Raw genomic sequence first — 19096 nt, 5'->3', positions numbered from 1 at the left:
ACAAGCCATATCAGTAGATGCTGAAAGAATATTACTTTTTTGTTTTTATACATAACTGTTTTATTCATAGCGCAATGCGGTAATCGGGTCTAAGACCGAAGCTTTTCTTGCGGGGTACCATCCAAAAAATATACCTGTAACCGCACATACGGCAAAGGATATGATTATGGAATATAAGGCCACACTTGTGGGCCAATGTAAGAACTTTTCAATAAAAACGGTAGCTCCCAATCCTAAGATGACCCCAAGGACACCACCGGTAATGCTAATAAGGATGGCCTCGATCAAAAATTGCATCAAAATATCGGAACCCTTCCCTCCTACGGCCATTCGCAGACCGATTTCCTTGGTACGTTCCTTTACCGAAACATACATGATGTTCATAATCCCTATACCGCCGATCAGCAATGAAATACCCGCTACGGCTACCAAAAGAATGGTCAGCATTTCACTGGTGGAGCTAAAGGTAGAAATTAATTCTTCCATAGAACGAACATGAAAGTCATCGTCTTCGGTGGCGGAAAGTTTGTGCTGGGCCCGTAAAATTTCGGTCACTTCCTCAACGGCATCCGGAGCGTCTTCCTCACTAATGGAAGAGGCCATGATCTGGTTTAAATGGTCAATGGCCAGAATACGCTTTTGAACCGTGGTATAAGGGGCAATGACCACATCGTCTTGATCTTGGCCAAAGGTGTTTTCCCCTTTTTCCTCGAGTACCCCGATGACCATAAAGGGAATGTTGTTAAAACGGATCATTTGCCCAACGGGGTCGGTTCCATCGGGAAAGACATTATCGACCACCGTTTGCCCGATCACGGCTACCTTGGAGGCGGACTTTACTTCGGCATCGGTAAACATGCTTCCGCTTTGCAGGCCGACCACCTTAATGTCTAAATACTCGGGGTTTACCCCGTAAATCGTAGAAGGCCAGTTATTTGATCCGTTTATGACCTGACCGCCCCCATTGACCAAAGGAGAAACATAACTCAATAACTCGGTCTTTTCTTTAATGGCGTAATAATCATCTAGGGTAAGCGATTCCATGGCACTGGCATCTTGCCGTACCCCTCCGCGCACATCTTCGCCCGGCCGTATCGTGATCATGTTCGAACCCATACTCGAGATCGTACTGCGAATACTTTCCTTGGAACCTTCGCCAATAGCCAACATGGCGATTACCGAAGCCACGCCAATAATGATTCCCAACATGGTCAATAAGGTCCTTAACTTGTTAAGGACAATAGCTTTATAGGCTATTTTTAATAAGTTTAATAGTCTCATGGTCAATGGTCTTCTTTAGGTAATTTTGCTAATTCTTCTGCTGCCGATTGTATGTTGTCGTTCAAGTAATCTTGAATGATATTACCATCTTTCAATACGATAGTTCTACTACTAAAGGTGGCAATATCGGGTTCGTGGGTAACAAAGGTGATGGTGATGCCCTGCTTGTTCAGTTCTTGAAAAAGCGACATGATCTCGTAAGATGTGCGGGTGTCCAAATTTCCCGTAGCCTCATCGGCCAGGATCATTACCGGATTGTTCACCAATGAACGGGCAATGGCCACACGCTGCTGCTGACCGCCCGAAAGCTGTGAAGGTGTATGGTGCAGGCGGTCGGCCAAACCTACCATTTCCAATGCCTTTATGGCACGTTCACGACGTTCTTCGGTAGAGACCTTGCTATTGTACAAAAGGGGAAGTTCTACGTTCTCAATGGCCGAAGTACGTGCCAACAGGTTGTACGATTGAAAAATAAAACCGATTTTCTCGTTGCGGATGGTAGCCAACTCGTTTCGGCTCAGATCCTTTACTTTTAGCCCGTCAATTTCATACGTGCCCGATGTAGGTTGGTCCAAACAGCCCAAAATATTCAGTAAGGTACTTTTTCCAGAACCACTCGATCCCATAATCGTCACGAACTCGCCTTCATTAATGGCGAACGAGATACCCCGTAGCGCATGGACCGTTTCAGTGCCCATGGTAAAGTCGCGTTTTAAATCTTGTATTTTAATGATCTCTTTGCTCATGGCTGTTTGTTATTTCTTTTTGCTTCCCGGTGGTTTGGGCATAAAAGGACTTTCACTTGAGCCGCTAGGTTCAGAGGTGGCTATAGTGGATTCCGATTTTAGACTGTAGACCAATTGATCGCCTTCTTTTATTCCGCTCAAAATCTGAACCTTTACCCCATCGCTGGCCCCTAGGGTCACTTTCTGTGGAGATATGGCCCCATTGGCTCCGTAGATCCAAACTACGGTCGCTTCTTCATCCGATTCCATAGGGTGTTCGGGTCGGGCCATACTTAGGTTCTGTTGTTTGTTGTAAGCCATTAGTTCCGGCGGGCTCGGTTTAAAATTGATGGCCTTGGCTTCGACCGATAGTACATCCTTCAATTCCAAGGTGTATATGGAAATGGTAGCCGTTAGTCCTGGTTTAAGCTTCAAGTCAGGGTTGTCGGCTTTAATGACCACGGTGTAGGTAACTACATTTGAGGTTACCGTGGGGTTGAGCCTCACCTGTGTTACGATTCCGGAAAATATCTCTCCTTGATAGGCATCTACCGTAAAACTTACGCGTTGGCCTTCTTGAACCTGCCCTATATCGGCTTCATCTACATCGGCTTCTACTTGCATTTCCCTTAGGTCTTGTGCAATGGTAAAAAGCGTGGGCGTACTATAACTGGCCGCGACCGTTTGGCCTTCGTCAATATCCCTCGACAGTACGACCCCGTCTATGGGAGAATAGATATTGGCGTATTCCAGATTGGTCTTGGCCTTTTGTAGGTCCGATAAACGTTGGGTTACGTTACCTTTTGCCGTTTCGTAATTGTATACCGCATCATCGAAATCCGATTGGCTAATAACTTGGTTTTCGAACAAGGTCTTTTGTCTTTCGTAGATGGTCTTGGTGTAGTTTCTCTGACTGACCGCATTGTCATAGGCCGCTTGTGCCTGAACGGTAGCGGCCTTGAGGTTTGTTTTGTCCAACTCGGCAATCAGTTGTCCTTCGGTAACCACACTGTTATAATCCACATAGATCTTTTCGACGACCCCCGATACCTGGGTACCTACTTCCACTTGGGTGATGGGCTCAATGGTTCCGGTTGCCGTAACCATGGTCGTTACATTTCCTTTTTGGGCCGCTACCGTCTTTGCTTCAATCGTTACGCTATCACCTCCGTTTAGAAAGCTATATGCGACAAAAGCTATGAGAACCAAGGCAAGACCGCCTATTATGATTTTTCTTTTATTTTTCATTTTAGTTAAAGTTTAATTTCGTTTCCTTGATAGAATTGTAAGAGTTGATGGTAAAGAATATTTAGATATTTGGCCTGTAAATAGTTCTGTTGGGCATTGGTGTAAGTGTTTTGGCTGATCACTAGGTCCGTGGTACTTAGGGCCCCCAATTCGTATTTTTTCTGGGCCAATTTGTAGGACTGCTCCGCCGCTTCCAAAGAGGCTTGGGCCGCAATAAGCTGTTCTTGCGATGACACGGCATTTTCATAGGCCGTTTCTACTTTTTTTATGACTTCTTTCTCTACACTTTGCTTTTGTAATTGGGCTCTTTCAATATTTATTGCAGCGGTCTTTACCGCGGCCTTGGTTTGGTTTCTATTGAAGATGGGAATGCTTAGGCTTAACCCTAATTTCTGGTTGAAATTGACATCTAATTGATCACCAAAGGTGTTGTCGTTCAGGCTGGTGTATCCTGTTCCTAGGCTACCGACCAAGGATAAGGTGGGCAAGTAACCCCCTTTTGCAATATCCAGTTCCTTTTCGTTTATGGCGATGTTCGTCTGGCTCGCTTCCACTTCGGGTAAATATGCTAGGGCATTGCTATAAATGATCTCTTTGTTGAGTTCGAGGTTGATCAGGTCGGAGTTTTCGGCCATGGTCTCAATTTCCATGGTTTCCAAAGGTGATAGTTCCAATAATTGTTTCAGGGTTATGATGTGTTGTGCATAGTCGTTCTTGGCGGCGATCAACTGATATTTGTTGGTGGCGGCCTGACTTTGGGCCTCGGTGTAGTCGCTCAATGCTATAGACCCGGCATCTAGGCGTGATTTGGCCCTTAGCACTTCTTTTTCCGATGCTTCAAGATTGTTTTCGGCAATGGTGATTCCTTCTTTACTGTAAAGTGTTTGTAGGTAGGTTTCCAAGATGCTGATTACGATACTGTTCTTGGCTTCCTCTTCCAATAGACTACTTTGCTCCAGAAGCAGTTTGTTCTGTTGGATCTGGTTATTGATCTGGTTCCCTTGGAATAAGGTCACGGAACTATTGACTCCCAAATTGGTGTTGTGGATCTGGTCCGACACATAATCGCTGGTAATCGGGTCTATGGTGGTTCCGTTGGAGAATCCCTGTGAGGCGCTACCGAAAAGATTGGGCAATCGTGATGATTTGGCCTTGCTGTAGTCTACTTCGGAAATGTTCTTGCTCAAGGTGGCATCCTTGACCGTGATATTGTTCTCTATGGCATAGGAGATACAATCTTGCAAAGACCACACTTTAGGGGCCGAAGAAGTATCTGCTTCTTGGGCAAAAGCGATCTGGGCGACTAAAAAACTTGCCATTAGTATATATAGTTTCATTTAAGCGTATTTTTAATTAACACTTCAAAGGTGAAACTATGTGGCTACACTATAAAAAGGAATAGAAGTCTGGCCCTTTTGACTATACGGAACCCCGAATTTTATCGATGGAATTTTTGTGATGATATCGGAAAAGGAATTTAGAACGAAGCCATGAGCTTTTTTCTTCTATGGTAAGCATCACTGTTAAACTTCTATCAAAAAATAGTCCTTCTCCAAACCTGATGTAGTCTGTTTCCTATATTTGTAAAAAGGTGTGCTAAAAGCTATATTCATGCGGAATCTTGTAGTTGTGATTTTCGGTTTCTATTTTTCTTCCTCCCTGTATGGTCAAATAGCCCCTAAAGAACAGGTCTCCCTAGATTCCTTATTGATCACCAATTTATCGCAATACCGATTTGAGACTCCCGTGGGTATAAACGGAGAAGTCTTTACAACAGGTTATTTTGATTACCAGTTATCTGAAAAGTTCAGCGCCGGCCTAGAACGCAATTACGCCAAGTTTGGAACGCATGAGCAAATTACGCCTTCCCTAGTTTTTAAATACGATGTGAACGAGAAGACCTATTTGTTTACACGTGTGGGAAAGACCTATGACATCGATCAAGGTAGCGGGAGCGAGCAGGGAGGCCTAATCAACGTGAACTTGGGCCTTGGTTATAGAATGAAGAAAAAGAGGGTCTTGGAAGTAGGGATATTTGCCGGACAAACGAATATACCGAAGCTTCCACCCATAAACCAGTTTTCCTTATCGATACGGTTTAGGTTCTAAACCATGGTAATAATAAAAAATCCGGTTACCTATGGCAACCGGATTTCCCCCTCTAGAATTATATCAGCATCATCACACTACATCCATATTACTAATTCAAATAATTATCGACTGCCGTTGCCCTTTCCGACACATGGCTGTTCAGTTCACTTATGGCTGCCTGAAAATCGGCGCTTGAATTCAAGAAACTGTATCCTTCGACTTCAGCGGTAGCATAGGGCTCTACCAATGCGGCATAGGTCGAATATTTGGCCTGCATATTACTTACGCTAAAGATATTGCTGGCTACTTCGCGAACATAGTCGTCGTACTTGGCCTTGTAGGTGGCATCTTCGTATAGATAACCGATCAAGGGCCATTCCGTTTCATTTAGGTCGGAGAAATCCAAGGCCAAGGCGCCTTCTTGATTTCCTCTTTGTAGGGCTTCGTTATTATCCCACGGAATCCATGCCAGTTTTTCGGTATCGGGATTGTTGTAAAGAAAGTAGTTGTGTGTCATTCTACCATAGGTATCCCAGTTTTGAATAACCGTATTCACCGCCAGATAGTTTAAGAAGGTATCGGTGTCAAAAACAGTCTCCAAATTGGCTCGCCAAGCTTCGGGGTCGCTTGTTCGATTATCGGCGTGTAGTGCGGCAAAAAGGCTTTGGATATCGGAATAATCGGCTTCGTCTTCATTGGTTTTCTTAACAAAGACCTCTTCGGAGAAAGTGCCTTCGGCAAAACTGGCTCCATCGCCGTCAGGTTTGTACAAGTTGCCGTCGTTATCGCTAAACTGGGTATCGATTACGGTATCGTCTACTTCTTCTACCATGGTGTATACCCCAAAGTAAACAGGACCGTCGCCATGGTCAACATACACTTCGTAAATAGCGGCATGTGAACTGGCCAATCCGGCTTCCCTGAATACATCGGTGGCCACTTTTTCGCGTAACATCGATTTGTCGTTGTAATTGTTTTTAAGGCTTAGTTTTTTGAAACCGTAGAATCTTTGGTTGTCAATTTGTGGGTACTCATCTTCAAATTCATCAAAATCGAGCTTGAACGATAGTTTTAAGATACCACTGGACCAGCTTGATTGTAGACTTGAATTTCCTTTAAAGCGAAGGCCTACGCGATACCATTCCTTTCCATTATAGAAAACTTCACCAGGTACGAAAATCGGGTCCTCGTCGATTTCTACCAGTCCTCCCCCACCGGCTCCTCCAGCAGGTGGGCCTCCTGCCCCAGGGCCACTTCCGGCACCGAAGTCGCCCCCAAATTCACCGTATAACGACGTCATGTTGTCAAGCATGCTCTGCCAACGTTCTTCGGTAATCACTAGGTCTATACGTTTTACGGCGTTGTCGGCAAAGACTTCCTCAAAATCAGGGTCGGCCGATTTGCTGTGTGTTGCGTCGGTCCAATCCGTGGCCTCAAAATCGGTATCGGCGTACTGTTCAACATAGGCGTCTTCATCCCCTGTTTCGTCGTTGAGCTCCTCGGTAGTCTCCGAGTCGCTGTCTGTATTGGTCACATCATCGTCGGAACAGGAAACGATAAAGGTAAGTTGCATTGCCAGTACGAGCAATAGGCTTATTTTTTTCATTTTAAATGGGTTTGAGAATTTGTATTAGGGTACAAAGATGCGGAATAGAAAGACTGCTATTTTGAAGAATCAGTGAATAGGCGGTTCTTTTCAGTGAATGGCAATAGAGAATCGGTAACCCATTTGAAGGGGTTGGGATTCAAGGATATAAGCGAGGTTGATAAAGCAATCGACGGTAGCCGTTCAATATTTGTGCTGTAGGGATTATCCCTTCAATTTGGTATAGCAATGCAGTCCCGCAGCCAAGTCCTCAGAGGCGATACCCAGTGACTTGAACACCGTTTTTTTGGATGCATCGTACAGGCTGGAATCTTTCAATAGTTCCGACATATCGGCTTTTACGAAGTCAAGGGCATCATGACCGTTTTCCTTGGCCGGAAGCAACAGCTCCCCTGCCTCATTGGCCGCCGAAACCCGGTTATCTACAAACACATCAGAGGTATTGATGATTTCTGAGGCAAGTTCCCTGGTGGTTGCCGTACAGGCCCCTACGGCATTGATGTGAACATGGGGTTTTAGGTAGGCGTTTTCCAATATAGGTTCCGTAGCGGCGGTAACCGTACAGATAATATCGGCGTCGATGGCCGCTTCCCTTACGGTGTCGCAGACCTTAAAATCAATTTCCTTGTATTGCTCCATATCGCCGGCAAGTCGTACTGCACTACTCTTGTTGAGGCTCCATAGGGTAATCTTTTCGATATCGCGGATTTCAAGCATGGCCTCAATGTGCTTTCTTGCCTGTACCCCACTACCAAGAATACATAAAGTCTTGGCCTTAGGAATCGCCAAGTGCTTAGTGGCCAAGGCGCTTACGGCGGCTGTTCTGATTCCCGTAATACCATCGGCATCCAAACTTGTCATTAACTGTCCCGTACGCGTTTCATAGAGATGGATAACCCCTTGGTGCGAGCTGAGTCCTTTCTTATAGTTATCGGGAAAAATACTCAACACTTTGATCCCCATGACTTCATAGGGGCGTATGTAGGCGGGCATCATGCCCATAATTCCATGGCTGTCATTGTGTAAGGGCATGGTCGTGCGGAGTGGATTGACGATATCCGTTTCGGCATTTAAGAGAAACAGTGCCTGCATAACCTCAATGCACTCCGACATGGGTAAAAGCTTCTCTATTTGATCGTTGTCTATAAACATCTATTCTAAGTTCTCTATAATTTTGTGCAAAACCTGTTTGAACTGTGCCAATTCATCGGGGGCGATACCATTTTCCGATAGTTCCGTTATCGTATTGGCAATGCTTAAGGCCTTGTTTTCAAGTGCCTTTCCTTGTTTTGTCAAAAATATTTGTTTGTTGCGCTTGTCCTCATCAAGGCAGCGTCTTATGAGCAATCCTTTTTTTTCCAAAGTATCCAGCTGGCGGGTCATGGTACTTTTTTCTTTCTTCGACCGCTTGGCCAGTTCCTGTTGGTTGATACCGTCCTCTTTCCATAAATAGAACAAAATCCGCCATTGTTCAATGGTGATTTCAACGCCGTTTTCCTGAAAGGCGCGTTGCAAATGCGCCGATAGAAGTCGTTCTGTGGCACTTATGAGTCGCGAGGAAGAGTTGAACTGTTCTGTTTTGATGATTTTTGAATTTAATTAATTGCAATATGCAACTATTTTTTTGAAATAGCCAAGAATTTGGGGCCGCTTTTGCTAGCTTCAAGCTTAAAAGGATTTGGAAAAATAGAGTCCCAGTGTCCTATCGCTATAGCGGGGAATAAGGCTTACGTTTTTCCATTTTAAAAAGGGGTTCCATTGAAAGAGATAGTCAAAATGATAAACGAGCCGGGTCACTAGAATACCAATTCCCGCCCCGGCCAATACATCCGATAGGTAATGTTTGTTATTGGCCAAGCGTAAACCTCCCGTAAGGGTGGCAAATCCATAGCCACTATATGCCAGGTATCGATTGGTGTCTTTGTATTCTTCGTAGACTGCCGCACCCGACGCAAAGGCGATGGAGGTATGCCCGGAAGGAAAGGCATTTTTGTCGGAACCATCGGGCCTGAGCTTGTACACCGAATTTTTTATGGCCCTGGTGAACACATCGGTCAAGATCATGGAAACGGCCAGGTTTTTGGTCTGGTCGAACCAGTGGTGTCTCGCCTTGACACCGGCTACGTTTGCAATAACCAGTGTGGCTATGGGGGCATATCTCGAAAAATCGTCAATATGTGTGCGAAAGTCGTTGCCTACCCCATCCTTGATGGTGCCGTTCAGGCTTTGCTCCCACCCGCTATCGGATAAGAGGATACCGGTAGTGAGGAGCGACAGGGGTAAAATACTTTTTTTGATCAGGTTTGTTCGGGGGCGTATCTCGGTACTATCACTTTGTGCGAACAGGTTGCCCAAGGTAAAACATATAAGGATCAGGCTTATTCTTTTTGTCATATTCCGATGTTGTTCGGCCAACTGTTTTATCCCCCCGAAAATAAAATCCCATTAAGGCCAAACACTTCAGCTGCATTACAATATAGTAAATGTTTTGATGTAGTTGGAATTTGCTTTCGCGGGATGTCTCCTGATCAAGCGGTTTTCAACGGCTTAGGATGCCCCGTTCATACGGTGTAATCTATCGAAAAATGGAAAATACACATACTATTCATTTTAAAAAGGAGTTTCAATTGGTGTAAACCCCTATTTTCTATAGAAATGAGAAACCTAACAACTTACCTACTGATCTTCGTGCTGCTTTCACTGGCCGGATGTAAAAAGGATGTGCTAGACCTAGGGGGAACGACTTCTACTTATGGAGCCGATTCCGAGGACTTAGACGACCAAGGCTTGCCTAAGCTAAAGTTCAAAGTTGAATTGCCGAGTATGGCCGACACCAAGGAATATACGATAGACTTGGAGCAGTGGGATATTCCAAATGACGGAACCGACCCTCTTAAAACCACGGCAAACCTACAGGCCGCTATCGATTGGGCGCACGACGAAGGATATGGGCGGGTAATCTTGCCTGAAGGCCACTACCTGGTCGGGGAAGAGAAAAACGATATATACCAAGGGGGTATTGAAATTCATGGGAATACGGAGTTCGTATTTAGTGAAGGTGCTATTTTGGAAATCGATACCAATGACAAGTGGAACTATTGTGTAATCAGTTTAGATGGCGATAATATAATAATCAGGGACGGTATTGTTCAAGGAGATAGGGATACCCATGTTTTTACCCCACGGGAGAGCGACGGAAACACTGCTCATGACGAGGGCCACGGTATTTGTGTTTGGAACGACAGCAATATTGTTCTTGTAGATAATATGATTATCAGAAATACCACGGGCGACGGTTCCCTAGTATTGGAGGCTACCGATGTTACATTTACCAACAATGATATTTATAATAACAGAAGGCAGGGAATTTCTATTGTGGGCGGTACGCGCATTACGATTACCGACAATGAGATTCATCATATAAAGGGAACGAGCCCGCAATTTGGAATCGATATTGAGGGTGCCGGCCGAGTAGATGAAGATATCTTGATCCAAGACAACTATTTCCATCATAATACGGGAGGTGATATCGTAAATACAAGTGGTAAAAATGTCTATATATTGGATAACATTATGGAGCAAGGGGAAGGAAGTACCTATGTAGACGGCCCCATTGTAAGCTGGCACAAAACCCATAACATCATTGCCCGAAATACCATTACCATGGTCGATGGCTCGGTCAATGGCCGGTTAGGCTATATACAGTATTCTGGTGGCGGGGACAAAGGGCATAACCGTGCGACCTATGTTCATGACAATGTTTGTAACAGCTGTGGCATGTATATGTACAAAAGTTCGGATGCCGATGTAAGGCGTAATAAATTTTACGGTTATTTTATGTCATTTACCGATTTTGACAATGCCGTATTGGTCGATAATTTAGTGACCTACTCCGAAGCGCATCCCAACCTAAGGTACTGCTGGTCTTACCGTTTTAATAATGTTACGGGTATGGCCGAAGGCAATTACCTAGGCGATGAACTACAAGACCTTCCCCTATCGAAGACCGAACCCTATACCATGCAGTGTGTATTGGACGGTTGGTAAAAAAATAAGGCAAAAACGTAATGTTAATGCCCTATTCAACTAAACAACTCACTATTATGAATAGTTATTCCTCTACCAATTGATAGGTATGTATCCAGTCTATTTTCATGGTGTTGATATTGTTGTTCGACAGATGTTCCTTTTTGGCAAGTCCCCCGAGCCAATCGGCATCAACCGTCCATAGGTCCCATATGATATTTAGCTCACGGGTAAAATCACGTGCCGAAACCACGCTTCCGGCCGGTTCGCCATCTAAATAAAACTGAATGTGCGTGGCGTCTTTCCACCAAACGCCAAAGGTGTGGTATTCTTCGTTCCAAGCTACGCCCTTAAGCGGGTTGGCATCGGAGAGTTCGCGATTGTCAAAATTGCCCTTATTACGCTTGGTATCGTCATTGACCACGTGAAAATATTGCGAATTCATTTGCCAAGGGAAATCGGGCTGACAGTTACAGGAGGGGTTGGAGTTATTCTCTATAACGTCAATTTCGTTACGGTTGGAAATATTCCCATTGTTCAACCAAAAGGTATTATAGGCCGAAATATGGGCCCCTTTAATACGGCTTACGGTATACATGGGGTAATTGACTTGGGCCTTCGACATAACACGGGAGGTTTCGAACCAACGCTCGGGGTCGTTGCCCAAGGTAGCTTTGATCCACAGTTTGCCATCGCTAACTCCAGAGTTTTCGGCCTTCATTTGTACGGGTACACCATAGTTCCAAAGCGATTTGGTCCATTTATCAGTATTGAAACCATTGTTGAACTCATCGGAAAGTTGTGATATTTTTACCCATTTCATGCCTTGGGGTGCCGGAGGTGGGGTGTTTCCGGTAAAATCATAGGTCGCGTTCGCTGTAACAGTTTCTTCCTTGTTCGTTTCTTCATCGGGGTCGGTCGGGGTCAATTCTTCTTCGTTCGGTAGTTTTTCTTCCGACTTTTGAATTTCAGATTCCGGTATGGATTTTTTTTCCAGTTCGGTATCTATATCATTCTTGCAGGCGAGACAAAATAGACTTGCTGCGAAAACAGCCATTTTAGTTAAGTTCATGGGGGTATGTTTTATAATTTCTTGAGTGCAAAACTAAAATTTGTAAGGTTTTTATTTCAAAAACGCACCTCGAAAAAAACTTGACAAGTGCAGAAAATAACTCTACATTATCTCAATACAGGCTTGTAAAACATAGGTTTTCTGCAAATTATCCTTAACCTATCGGCCTTTCTAAATTTTTTGAAATTGTGCCCCTTATTTATTTGGGTTCTATTATTCCATTCTTGTTATGTGAAGTTTTTTTGTAAAAACTATTCTTCATACCCTTTGATGTATACGTTTAAACTATAGGGAGTTAATCTGGTTTTGGTGCAATTCTAGTTTAATAAATGAAGCCTTCTTTTTTGACTTACATTTTATTAACCTCTTGAATTCTTGGGGCTTGCTAATTATAAAATACTTAATATCAGGTGGTTGTGTAAAAGAGGTGGAAGGGTATAGGACCGTTACTTATAATTGGCCCCTGTCGGAAGGGGGGTTAAAGGTAAAATAGTGTTTAAGTGTATTAATTAACTTCTATATAAGTAGGAAAATACACTATATATTGCGACATTATTAACCTTAAATTCTTACAATGAAATTACAATTTAAACCTGTTTATTTAGCGTCAATTGCCATAATGGCAATAGGATGCACCAAAGAAGTGACGGAAAACGATACCTCCGAAATTTCGGAAGTTCCAACTGAATTGAGGGCCGCGGCTTCTTCATTTTATACCCCACCGGGTCAGAATGTACGGGCCAATAAAAAAAACCTGGTCACGGATTACGGTGTTAACCACAATGATCAGAACGATGATAGTAGCAAATTAAACCTGGCTATCAAAGATTTATCGGATACCGGTGGTATACTGACCCTTCCTAAGGGAAAGTACTATTTGACCAAAATTAGAATGCGCTCTAATGTACATCTTGAAATAGAAAAGGGAACGGTAATCTATCCGACCAAGGGGTTGACTCCTGCGAAGAATCACAGAATTTTTGATTTTGCCAGTAAAACAGAGGAAAAAATAGAAAACGCCAGTATAGTGGGTAAAGGAGGTAAGTTTATAGTAGACCTAAGAGGCAACAGTTCTAAAAACCAAATTGTAGCCGATGTTGGTAACGTAACCAACTTTAAAATATCGAATTTTACGATCAAGGATGAAAAAACCATCTTTGCTTCGATATTGGTAAGCTTTACGGATAAGGCAGGCAATGCTTGGCCACATAAAGGTATTATTGAGAATATAGACCAGGCGAATGCCCATACGGGATATGGCCTCATACAGGCGTACGCGGCAGATAACATTCTGTTCAACAATCTAAGTTGTACGGGCGGGGTAACCTTGCGTTTAGAAACCGACAACCTCGCTATGAAAACCGCTAAAAAAGGGGGGGTAAGGGATATTTTTGCCACAAAGATCAAGAATACCAATGGCTTGACCCCGGTAATGTTCTCTCCCCATTTTATGGAAAACGGTAAAGTGACCATAGATGATGTAACCGCCATCGGTTGTGCATATGCCGTACGTGTAGAGCACGGTTTTATAGAGATTTTCGATAAGGGGAATAGGGCAAGTGCCGACGCTTTCAAGAACTATATTGAAGGTATTCTAGGAGCTGGCTCGGTAGAAGTCGTGTACAAACGTAATAACGGAAGAACATGGGCGGCACGTATCGCAAACGACTTTAACGAAGCGGCGTATAACCACTCCAATCCTGCCGTTAGCGGAATCAAACCAGGGAAATTCGCCACATCTAAGGTAACCAATGTTAAGGCAACCTATAAGGGTACTGGCGCCAAACTCAAGCAGGCATTCTTATCCTATTTACCCTGTTCGGAACGTTCTAAGGTTTGTCGGCCAGGTCCAGATGGGTTCGAGTATAACGGACCCTCCTTGGGAGTTACCATCGATAACACGAAAAGGGACAACAGCCTTGGCAATTATAACGTCAATGTAAGCACCTCCAGTGTTCAGGGCTTTCCCAATAATTACGTTTTAAACGTAAAGTATAATACCCCTAAAGTATGTAACCAAAATCTAGGTAGTATTACTTCGTGTAACTGATCACGAAACAATTTGTAAATAAAAAGCAGCTGTCCCTTATTACGGGCGGCTGCTTTTATGTCTTTAAGCCATGTCGTGATTTATTGGCGACTTTTGATAAAGGCTTGGATTTCTTCCGGGGTAAATATCGGATTGGCCCCTTCCCTACCGGCTACCATAGCTCCTATGGCACAGGCGAAATCTATGGTTTTTTGCGGGTCTTCCATTTTTATTAAGCCGTTGGTCAATGATGCCAAAAAAGAATCGCCGGCCCCTACGGTATCTACAACTTCAATGGGGTAGCCCTTATTCTCGTAAAAGTTATCCTTGTAGTACAAAATAGCCCCATGCGCCCCACGTGTTACACAGATAGATTTTGTATCGGTACGTTTTGCTATAAAACTAATGTTCTGTTCCAAAGCATTTGATTCGGAGCCCAGTTCTTGACCGATTTCCAAAATCTCATCGTCGTTGAACTTAATAAAATCCGCCGCTTTCATCAAGTGGCCCAGAACTTCCATGTTATAATAGGGCGCCCTGAGGTTCACGTCAAAAATCTTATACTTTGCTAATTTTAATAACTCGTAAAGCGTATGTTTGGATCGTTTGTCGCGAGCTACTAAACTCCCGTAAATAAAGGCGTCGGCCCCTTGGGTCGCTTTTATCGCCTTGTCGTCTATTTTTATGTTGTCCCAAGCCCTGGGAAATGTAATCTCATAGGAAGCGGAACCGTTTTGGGACAAGCTTACCTGTACTATTCCTGTGTTCAACTCTTGATCTACTTGTAAGTTTTCGGCGTTAATCCCTTTTTCTATGATGCTTTTCTCTATCTCCTTGCCTTTTTCATCCTCACCTATCCTACTGATGATGGATACCTGGTTACCTAAGGATTGTAAGCGTAACGCTACGTTCAAGGGGGCTCCCCCAATTTTTTCGTGTGTGGGGAAAACATCCCATAAAACTTCCCCAAAACAGACTATATTTTTCATTTAATTGTTGTTCTCCTGGTTACGGTTTATAGCGATCACACATTTTTCCACACCTTGGTCCATAATGTTTTTATAGGCTTGGGTGTACGCCTCTACAAAGCTTGAATCGTTTTTGAGTTTTCCGAATACCGACTCTATTTCCAAAAAGGTCTTCGGGTTTTCTACCGCGACCTTGGCTTTTTCACTTATCAAGGAAGCCATGGCGTCCTTGATATTCAGGACATGGCCTTTTTCATCTTTCCCCAAGCTATAGATTGCCCAAGCCGCAATGACAAAGGCGGCGCGCTTTATGGGTCCGTTTTCCGTTAATTGGGCATTTACGGTCGGTAAAATAAATATGGGGATCTTGGCGGAACTTTCAGAGCAGATTCTATCGATCTGGTCTTTTATATTGATGTTTCCAAACCTTTCCAACAGGGATCGCTTGTAGTCACTTAAATCGATGCCTTCCAAATCGCCTAAAACGGGACTCACCTCGACATCCATATAGCTGTTCAAAAAGCTTCTTACGTTTGGGTTGTTCACCGCTTCATCTATGGTATCGTATCCTAGTAGCGCGCCTAGAATGCCCAGTACGGAATGTCCGGCGTTTAGAAGGCTCAGTTTCATTTTTTCATAGGGCTCGACATTGTTTACAAATTGTGCCCCTACGGTTTCCCATGCCGGCCTTCCCTCAATAAAATCATCTTCTATGACCCATTGTTTAAAAGGTTCGCATACCACGGGCCAGGCATCTTCAATACCGGTAGTTTCCCGTAAGTTTATAATATCGGCTTCCGAGGTCGCCGGGGTTATTCTGTCGACCATGGCATTGGGAAAAGACACATGGCTTTCTATCCATTCTACCAAATCAGGTGCTGCGGTGGAAACATAAGTGAGCAACATCCTTTTGGCCATATGGCCATTCCCCTGAATGTTGTCGCAAGACTGAATGGTACATCCTTTGAGACCTCTATCCTTTCTCAGTTTTAAAGCTTGGGTCAGGTAACCAAAAATGGTCTTAGGGCTGTTGGGATGTGTTAGGTCATGTTGGATCAAGGGATTGTCAAAGTCGAATTTTTTGGTGGCCTCGTTATAGTTATACCCACCTTCGGTAATGGTCAAGGTGATAATTTTGACTTCAGGACTCGCCATTTTTTCGATAACCTTTATGGGGGCTTCCGGAGCGAAGAGATATTCAACGATGGAACCGATGACCTGTCGGGTATGGGTGCCGTCCAGTTCCTTGACGATCAAGGTGTACAAGCCGTCTTGTTCTTTTAGGGTATTGTAGATCTTAGTGTCGAAATCCAAAAGGGCTACGCCACATATCCCCCAATCCGTGACGGATTCGTCTTGCAGTAGTTGATCGGTATAAAAAGCTTCATGTGCCCGGTGAAACCCACCGATACCCACATGTACGATGCCCGTTTTAAGCTTAGATCTGTTGTATTTTGGAACTGAAACTCTTTCTGAAATATGGGAAAGATTAGTGCTGTTTAATTTATAATTTTTCATGGAAGATCTTTGTTTATTTATTCTCAAATCGTTGAAGCAATACGGCAAAAATGATGATCCCTCCTTTTACGACTTGCTGTGGATATGAAGGCACGTTTAAAAGATTTAGGATATTGCTGATCAAGCCTAAGATCAATACCCCCATCAAGGTATTTATGGCCGTACCCCTACCGCCATTTAAACTGGCGCCGCCGATTACTACGGCGGCAATGGCATCCAGTTCCCAGGCCATGCCCATATTGGGTGAGCCTAGGTTGGTTCTCGAAGCTACGATGATGGCCGAAATGGCCGCCAAGGCCCCAGATATGGCATAGACCAAAAACTTATACTTGTTTACCTTGATTCCAGAGAGTCGAGAGGCTTCCTCGTTACTTCCTATGGCAATGACGATTCTCCCGAAAACGTTGTGACGGAGCATGACCATCGCCAAAATCACGATTATAAAAAACACAATGGCAATATTGGGTATGCCCAAAAAGGAATTATTGGCAAAATCCGACATAAATAAACCGCCATAGGTCTTGAAAGTTACCGGAGAGCCTTTAGAGTAAATAAAGCCCATTCCCCGTGCTACGGTCATTAACGCCAAGGTTGCGATAAAGGGCGCCATTTTTTGGTAAGCCACCAAATAGCCCGAAACACTGCCCAGGCCAAATCCGATGGCAATGGTAATAAGAATGGCCAAGGGCAAGGCGAAAATATTAACGAGAATGGCAAAGGTCACGGCCAATAGGGCCACCATGGAACCTACGGACAAATCTATTCCGCCGGTCAAGATGACGATCAACATGCCGATACTTATAATACCGATACCCGATACTTGCTTTAAAAGGTTACTTAGGTTCACCGAGGTAAAGAATACATCTGAAATGATTGCGGAAAACAGCACCAATAACAAGAAGATGAATATGGTGTTGTATTTTATTAAGAACTTAAGCACACCGCCCGGGCTGCTCAGTTGTTGTTTTAAAGTTAAAGCCATCGTTTAAGTTTTTGAGTTAATTTTTTAGTGGTTTTCCAATTGCGTAACGAAGTATGTTTTCTTCGGAAAATTTTTCTTTGGGCAGTTCCCCATAGATCGTTCCTTTGTACATCACCAGAATTCTATCGGCAATACCCATTATTTCGGGCATATCCGATGAGATGACCACAACGCCGACGCCTCTTTTGGCCACTTCGTTGATCAGGTTGTAGATTTCTACTTTTGCGCCAACATCGACACCTCGGGTAGGCTCATCTATGATGATTACCTTACTGTCTATACTCAGCCACTTGGCCAAGGCCACTTTTTGTTGGTTTCCCCCACTTAGGTTTTCGACCGGTACCCCAGAGCTAGGCGTTTTAATGTTGAGTTTTTCTATCAGCTCCTGGACCTTGGCGTATTCTTTTTCGACATTGATAAAGCCGAACCGGTTTGAAATGGACTTAAAATTGGTCACACTGATGTTCTTTCGGATGGACAGGGGTAAGAACACGCCCTCTTCCTTTCTGTCTTCACAGACCAGGCCTATTTCTTGCTTCACTGCATCGGCAGGGGATTTGGTTTGAATTTCCTTTCCGTTCAAGAAAATGCTTCCCGATTTCTTTTTATCCGCTCCGAAGATCAATTTTGCGGTTTCTGTCCTTCCGCTTCCCCCTAGTCCCGCAATACCTAGTACTTCACCAGGCTTTACGGAAAAGGAAACATTGTGTACTAGGGTGTTTTTTGCCGTCAAATCCTTGACCTCAAAAATGGCTTCGTTCCCTACCTTTATGTTCCTTGGCGGGAACATATCTTTCAATTCCCTACCGATCATCAATCGAATTACGGCATCGGCATCGGTTTCGGAAACGGGCATGCTCCCCGTATCTACACCATCCTTAAGCACGGTTACGGTGTCGGCTATTTTGAAAATCTCCTCTAGGTGATGCGAAATGTAAATGATGGAAATACCCCGCTCCCTAAGTTTGAACAAATTGTCAAATAGTTTTTGGGTGTCGGTGGGGTCAAATACCGTAGTGGGCTCATCTAAAACCAAAACCTTGGTGTCTTCCGAAATCGCCTTGGCAATCTCTACCACTTGTTTTTGTACAATACTCAGGTTCCTTACCGTGGCCGAGGCATCGATATCAAAACCTAAGGAGTTGATCAATTCTTGGGCATCCTTGGTTATTTCCTTCCAGTTCATCCAAAACTTACTGGCCCCCAACTTATGCAGGTATATGTTTTCCGCTACGGAGAGGTCATTGATCAAAGATAGTTCTTGGTATACTACGCTAATACCCATGACCCGGCCTTCATGGGTGTTTTTAGGATGTATTTCCTCTCCATTGAGCAATACGCGACCGGTATCCCTTTGGTGTACCCCGCTTAGTATTTTCATCAAAGTGGATTTCCCCGCTCCGTTTTCGCCAAGTAGGGCATGGATTTCACCATGCTTTACCCTTAAATTGACATCCTTCAGCACTGAAACGATTCCGAAACTTTTTGATATTCCGGTCATTTCAAGTCTATACTCGCTTTTTGTATTTTGCATATCGTCCATTATAAGG

At 43.9% G+C, this 19096-nt stretch carries 16 protein-coding genes; 3 read left to right on the top strand and 13 right to left on the bottom strand.

The window, feature by feature from the left end:
- Positions 1-60: 60 nt before the first annotated feature.
- The 4 genes from ZOBGAL_RS20155 to ZOBGAL_RS20140 are packed head-to-tail and all read right to left on the bottom strand — an operon-like array spanning position 61 to position 4591.
- A complete protein-coding gene (locus ZOBGAL_RS20155; RefSeq protein WP_013995600.1) occupies positions 61-1281 on the bottom strand; it encodes an ABC transporter permease in 1221 nt (406 codons plus the stop codon).
- 2 nt (positions 1282-1283) lie between these two features.
- Positions 1284-2027 (bottom strand): ABC transporter ATP-binding protein, encoded by a 744-nt coding sequence (locus ZOBGAL_RS20150; protein ID WP_013995599.1) that lies wholly within the window; start codon positions 2025-2027, stop codon positions 1284-1286.
- Positions 2028-2036: 9 nt separating this feature from the next.
- Entirely contained in the window at positions 2037-3254 is a 1218-nt protein-coding gene (locus ZOBGAL_RS20145) for an efflux RND transporter periplasmic adaptor subunit (RefSeq protein ID WP_013995598.1), read from the bottom strand.
- 5 nt (positions 3255-3259) lie between these two features.
- Positions 3260-4591, bottom strand: a complete 1332-nt coding sequence (locus ZOBGAL_RS20140) for a TolC family protein (protein ID WP_013995597.1) — start codon at positions 4589-4591, stop codon at positions 3260-3262.
- A 274-nt stretch (positions 4592-4865) separates the two neighbouring features.
- Here ZOBGAL_RS20140 and ZOBGAL_RS20135 point away from each other — a divergent pair, with 274 nt between their 5' ends.
- On the top strand, positions 4866-5363 hold the full coding sequence (locus ZOBGAL_RS20135) for a hypothetical protein (protein WP_013995596.1): 498 nt from the start codon (positions 4866-4868) through the stop codon (positions 5361-5363).
- A 91-nt stretch (positions 5364-5454) separates the two neighbouring features.
- Here the strand turns inward: ZOBGAL_RS20135 and ZOBGAL_RS20130 are convergent, their stop codons facing one another.
- From ZOBGAL_RS20130 to ZOBGAL_RS20115, 4 genes are all read right to left on the bottom strand, one after another.
- Positions 5455-6951, bottom strand: a complete 1497-nt coding sequence (locus ZOBGAL_RS20130) for a CotH kinase family protein (RefSeq protein ID WP_013995595.1) — start codon at positions 6949-6951, stop codon at positions 5455-5457.
- Between the two features lie 204 nt (positions 6952-7155).
- Positions 7156-8103, bottom strand: coding sequence for an ornithine cyclodeaminase family protein (locus ZOBGAL_RS20125; protein ID WP_013995594.1), 948 nt, complete (start codon positions 8101-8103; stop codon positions 7156-7158).
- A complete protein-coding gene (locus ZOBGAL_RS20120) occupies positions 8104-8466 on the bottom strand; it encodes a MarR family winged helix-turn-helix transcriptional regulator (protein WP_013995593.1) in 363 nt (120 codons plus the stop codon).
- Positions 8467-8619: 153 nt separating this feature from the next.
- On the bottom strand, positions 8620-9345 hold the full coding sequence (locus ZOBGAL_RS20115) for a phosphatase PAP2 family protein (RefSeq protein ID WP_013995592.1): 726 nt from the start codon (positions 9343-9345) through the stop codon (positions 8620-8622).
- A 261-nt stretch (positions 9346-9606) separates the two neighbouring features.
- Here ZOBGAL_RS20115 and ZOBGAL_RS20110 point away from each other — a divergent pair, with 261 nt between their 5' ends.
- Positions 9607-10998: a right-handed parallel beta-helix repeat-containing protein gene (locus ZOBGAL_RS20110; RefSeq protein WP_013995591.1), complete on the top strand. Its 1392-nt coding sequence runs from the start codon at positions 9607-9609 to the stop codon at positions 10996-10998.
- Positions 10999-11062: 64 nt separating this feature from the next.
- On the opposite strand, the gene ZOBGAL_RS20105 is transcribed toward ZOBGAL_RS20110, so the two are convergent.
- Positions 11063-12049 (bottom strand): LamG domain-containing protein, encoded by a 987-nt coding sequence (locus ZOBGAL_RS20105; protein ID WP_013995590.1) that lies wholly within the window; start codon positions 12047-12049, stop codon positions 11063-11065.
- A gap of 574 nt (positions 12050-12623) precedes the next feature.
- Here ZOBGAL_RS20105 and ZOBGAL_RS20100 point away from each other — a divergent pair.
- The gene (locus ZOBGAL_RS20100) at positions 12624-14099 is read left to right on the top strand and encodes an iota-carrageenase (RefSeq protein WP_013995588.1); all 1476 of its coding nucleotides are present in this window, start codon (positions 12624-12626) and stop codon (positions 14097-14099) included.
- A gap of 80 nt (positions 14100-14179) precedes the next feature.
- Here the strand turns inward: ZOBGAL_RS20100 and ZOBGAL_RS20095 are convergent, their stop codons facing one another.
- Genes ZOBGAL_RS20095 through ZOBGAL_RS20080 form a run of 4 tightly spaced genes read right to left on the bottom strand, consistent with a single transcriptional unit; the run spans position 14180 to position 19080 of the window.
- Positions 14180-15067: a carbohydrate kinase family protein gene (locus ZOBGAL_RS20095; RefSeq protein ID WP_013995587.1), complete on the bottom strand. Its 888-nt coding sequence runs from the start codon at positions 15065-15067 to the stop codon at positions 14180-14182.
- Positions 15068-16564 (bottom strand): mannitol dehydrogenase family protein, encoded by a 1497-nt coding sequence (locus tag ZOBGAL_RS20090; protein WP_013995586.1) that lies wholly within the window; start codon positions 16562-16564, stop codon positions 15068-15070.
- A gap of 13 nt (positions 16565-16577) precedes the next feature.
- Positions 16578-17546, bottom strand: coding sequence for an ABC transporter permease (locus ZOBGAL_RS20085; protein WP_013995585.1), 969 nt, complete (start codon positions 17544-17546; stop codon positions 16578-16580).
- 16 nt (positions 17547-17562) lie between these two features.
- Positions 17563-19080, bottom strand: a complete 1518-nt coding sequence (locus tag ZOBGAL_RS20080; RefSeq protein ID WP_046288110.1) for a sugar ABC transporter ATP-binding protein — start codon at positions 19078-19080, stop codon at positions 17563-17565.
- Positions 19081-19096: the final 16 nt, after the last annotated feature.

It is taken from the genome of Zobellia galactanivorans (genome assembly GCF_000973105.1).
Taxonomy (GTDB): domain Bacteria; phylum Bacteroidota; class Bacteroidia; order Flavobacteriales; family Flavobacteriaceae; genus Zobellia; species Zobellia galactanivorans.
Note: the sequence above shows the minus strand (reverse complement) of the source record. Positions and strands in the feature narration are given on the sequence as shown.

What these genes read in the sequence shown, in the direction of transcription:
- ZOBGAL_RS20155 (WP_013995600.1), bottom strand. Translation starts at nt 1,281, where the DNA reads ATGAGACTATTAAACTTATTAAAAATAGCCTATAAAGCTATTGTCCTT.
- ZOBGAL_RS20150 (WP_013995599.1), bottom strand. Translation starts at nt 2,027, where the DNA reads ATGAGCAAAGAGATCATTAAAATACAAGATTTAAAACGCGACTTTACC.
- ZOBGAL_RS20145 (WP_013995598.1), bottom strand. Translation starts at nt 3,254, where the DNA reads ATGAAAAATAAAAGAAAAATCATAATAGGCGGTCTTGCCTTGGTTCTC.
- ZOBGAL_RS20140 (WP_013995597.1), bottom strand. Translation starts at nt 4,591, where the DNA reads ATGAAACTATATATACTAATGGCAAGTTTTTTAGTCGCCCAGATCGCT.
- ZOBGAL_RS20135 (WP_013995596.1), top strand. Translation starts at nt 4,866, where the DNA reads ATGCGGAATCTTGTAGTTGTGATTTTCGGTTTCTATTTTTCTTCCTCC.
- ZOBGAL_RS20130 (WP_013995595.1), bottom strand. Translation starts at nt 6,951, where the DNA reads ATGAAAAAAATAAGCCTATTGCTCGTACTGGCAATGCAACTTACCTTT.
- ZOBGAL_RS20125 (WP_013995594.1), bottom strand. Translation starts at nt 8,103, where the DNA reads ATGTTTATAGACAACGATCAAATAGAGAAGCTTTTACCCATGTCGGAG.
- ZOBGAL_RS20115 (WP_013995592.1), bottom strand. Translation starts at nt 9,345, where the DNA reads ATGACAAAAAGAATAAGCCTGATCCTTATATGTTTTACCTTGGGCAAC.
- ZOBGAL_RS20110 (WP_013995591.1), top strand. Translation starts at nt 9,607, where the DNA reads ATGAGAAACCTAACAACTTACCTACTGATCTTCGTGCTGCTTTCACTG.
- ZOBGAL_RS20105 (WP_013995590.1), bottom strand. Translation starts at nt 12,049, where the DNA reads ATGAACTTAACTAAAATGGCTGTTTTCGCAGCAAGTCTATTTTGTCTC.
- ZOBGAL_RS20100 (WP_013995588.1), top strand. Translation starts at nt 12,624, where the DNA reads ATGAAATTACAATTTAAACCTGTTTATTTAGCGTCAATTGCCATAATG.
- ZOBGAL_RS20095 (WP_013995587.1), bottom strand. Translation starts at nt 15,067, where the DNA reads ATGAAAAATATAGTCTGTTTTGGGGAAGTTTTATGGGATGTTTTCCCC.
- ZOBGAL_RS20090 (WP_013995586.1), bottom strand. Translation starts at nt 16,564, where the DNA reads ATGAAAAATTATAAATTAAACAGCACTAATCTTTCCCATATTTCAGAA.
- ZOBGAL_RS20085 (WP_013995585.1), bottom strand. Translation starts at nt 17,546, where the DNA reads ATGGCTTTAACTTTAAAACAACAACTGAGCAGCCCGGGCGGTGTGCTT.
- ZOBGAL_RS20080 (WP_046288110.1), bottom strand. Translation starts at nt 19,080, where the DNA reads ATGCAAAATACAAAAAGCGAGTATAGACTTGAAATGACCGGAATATCA.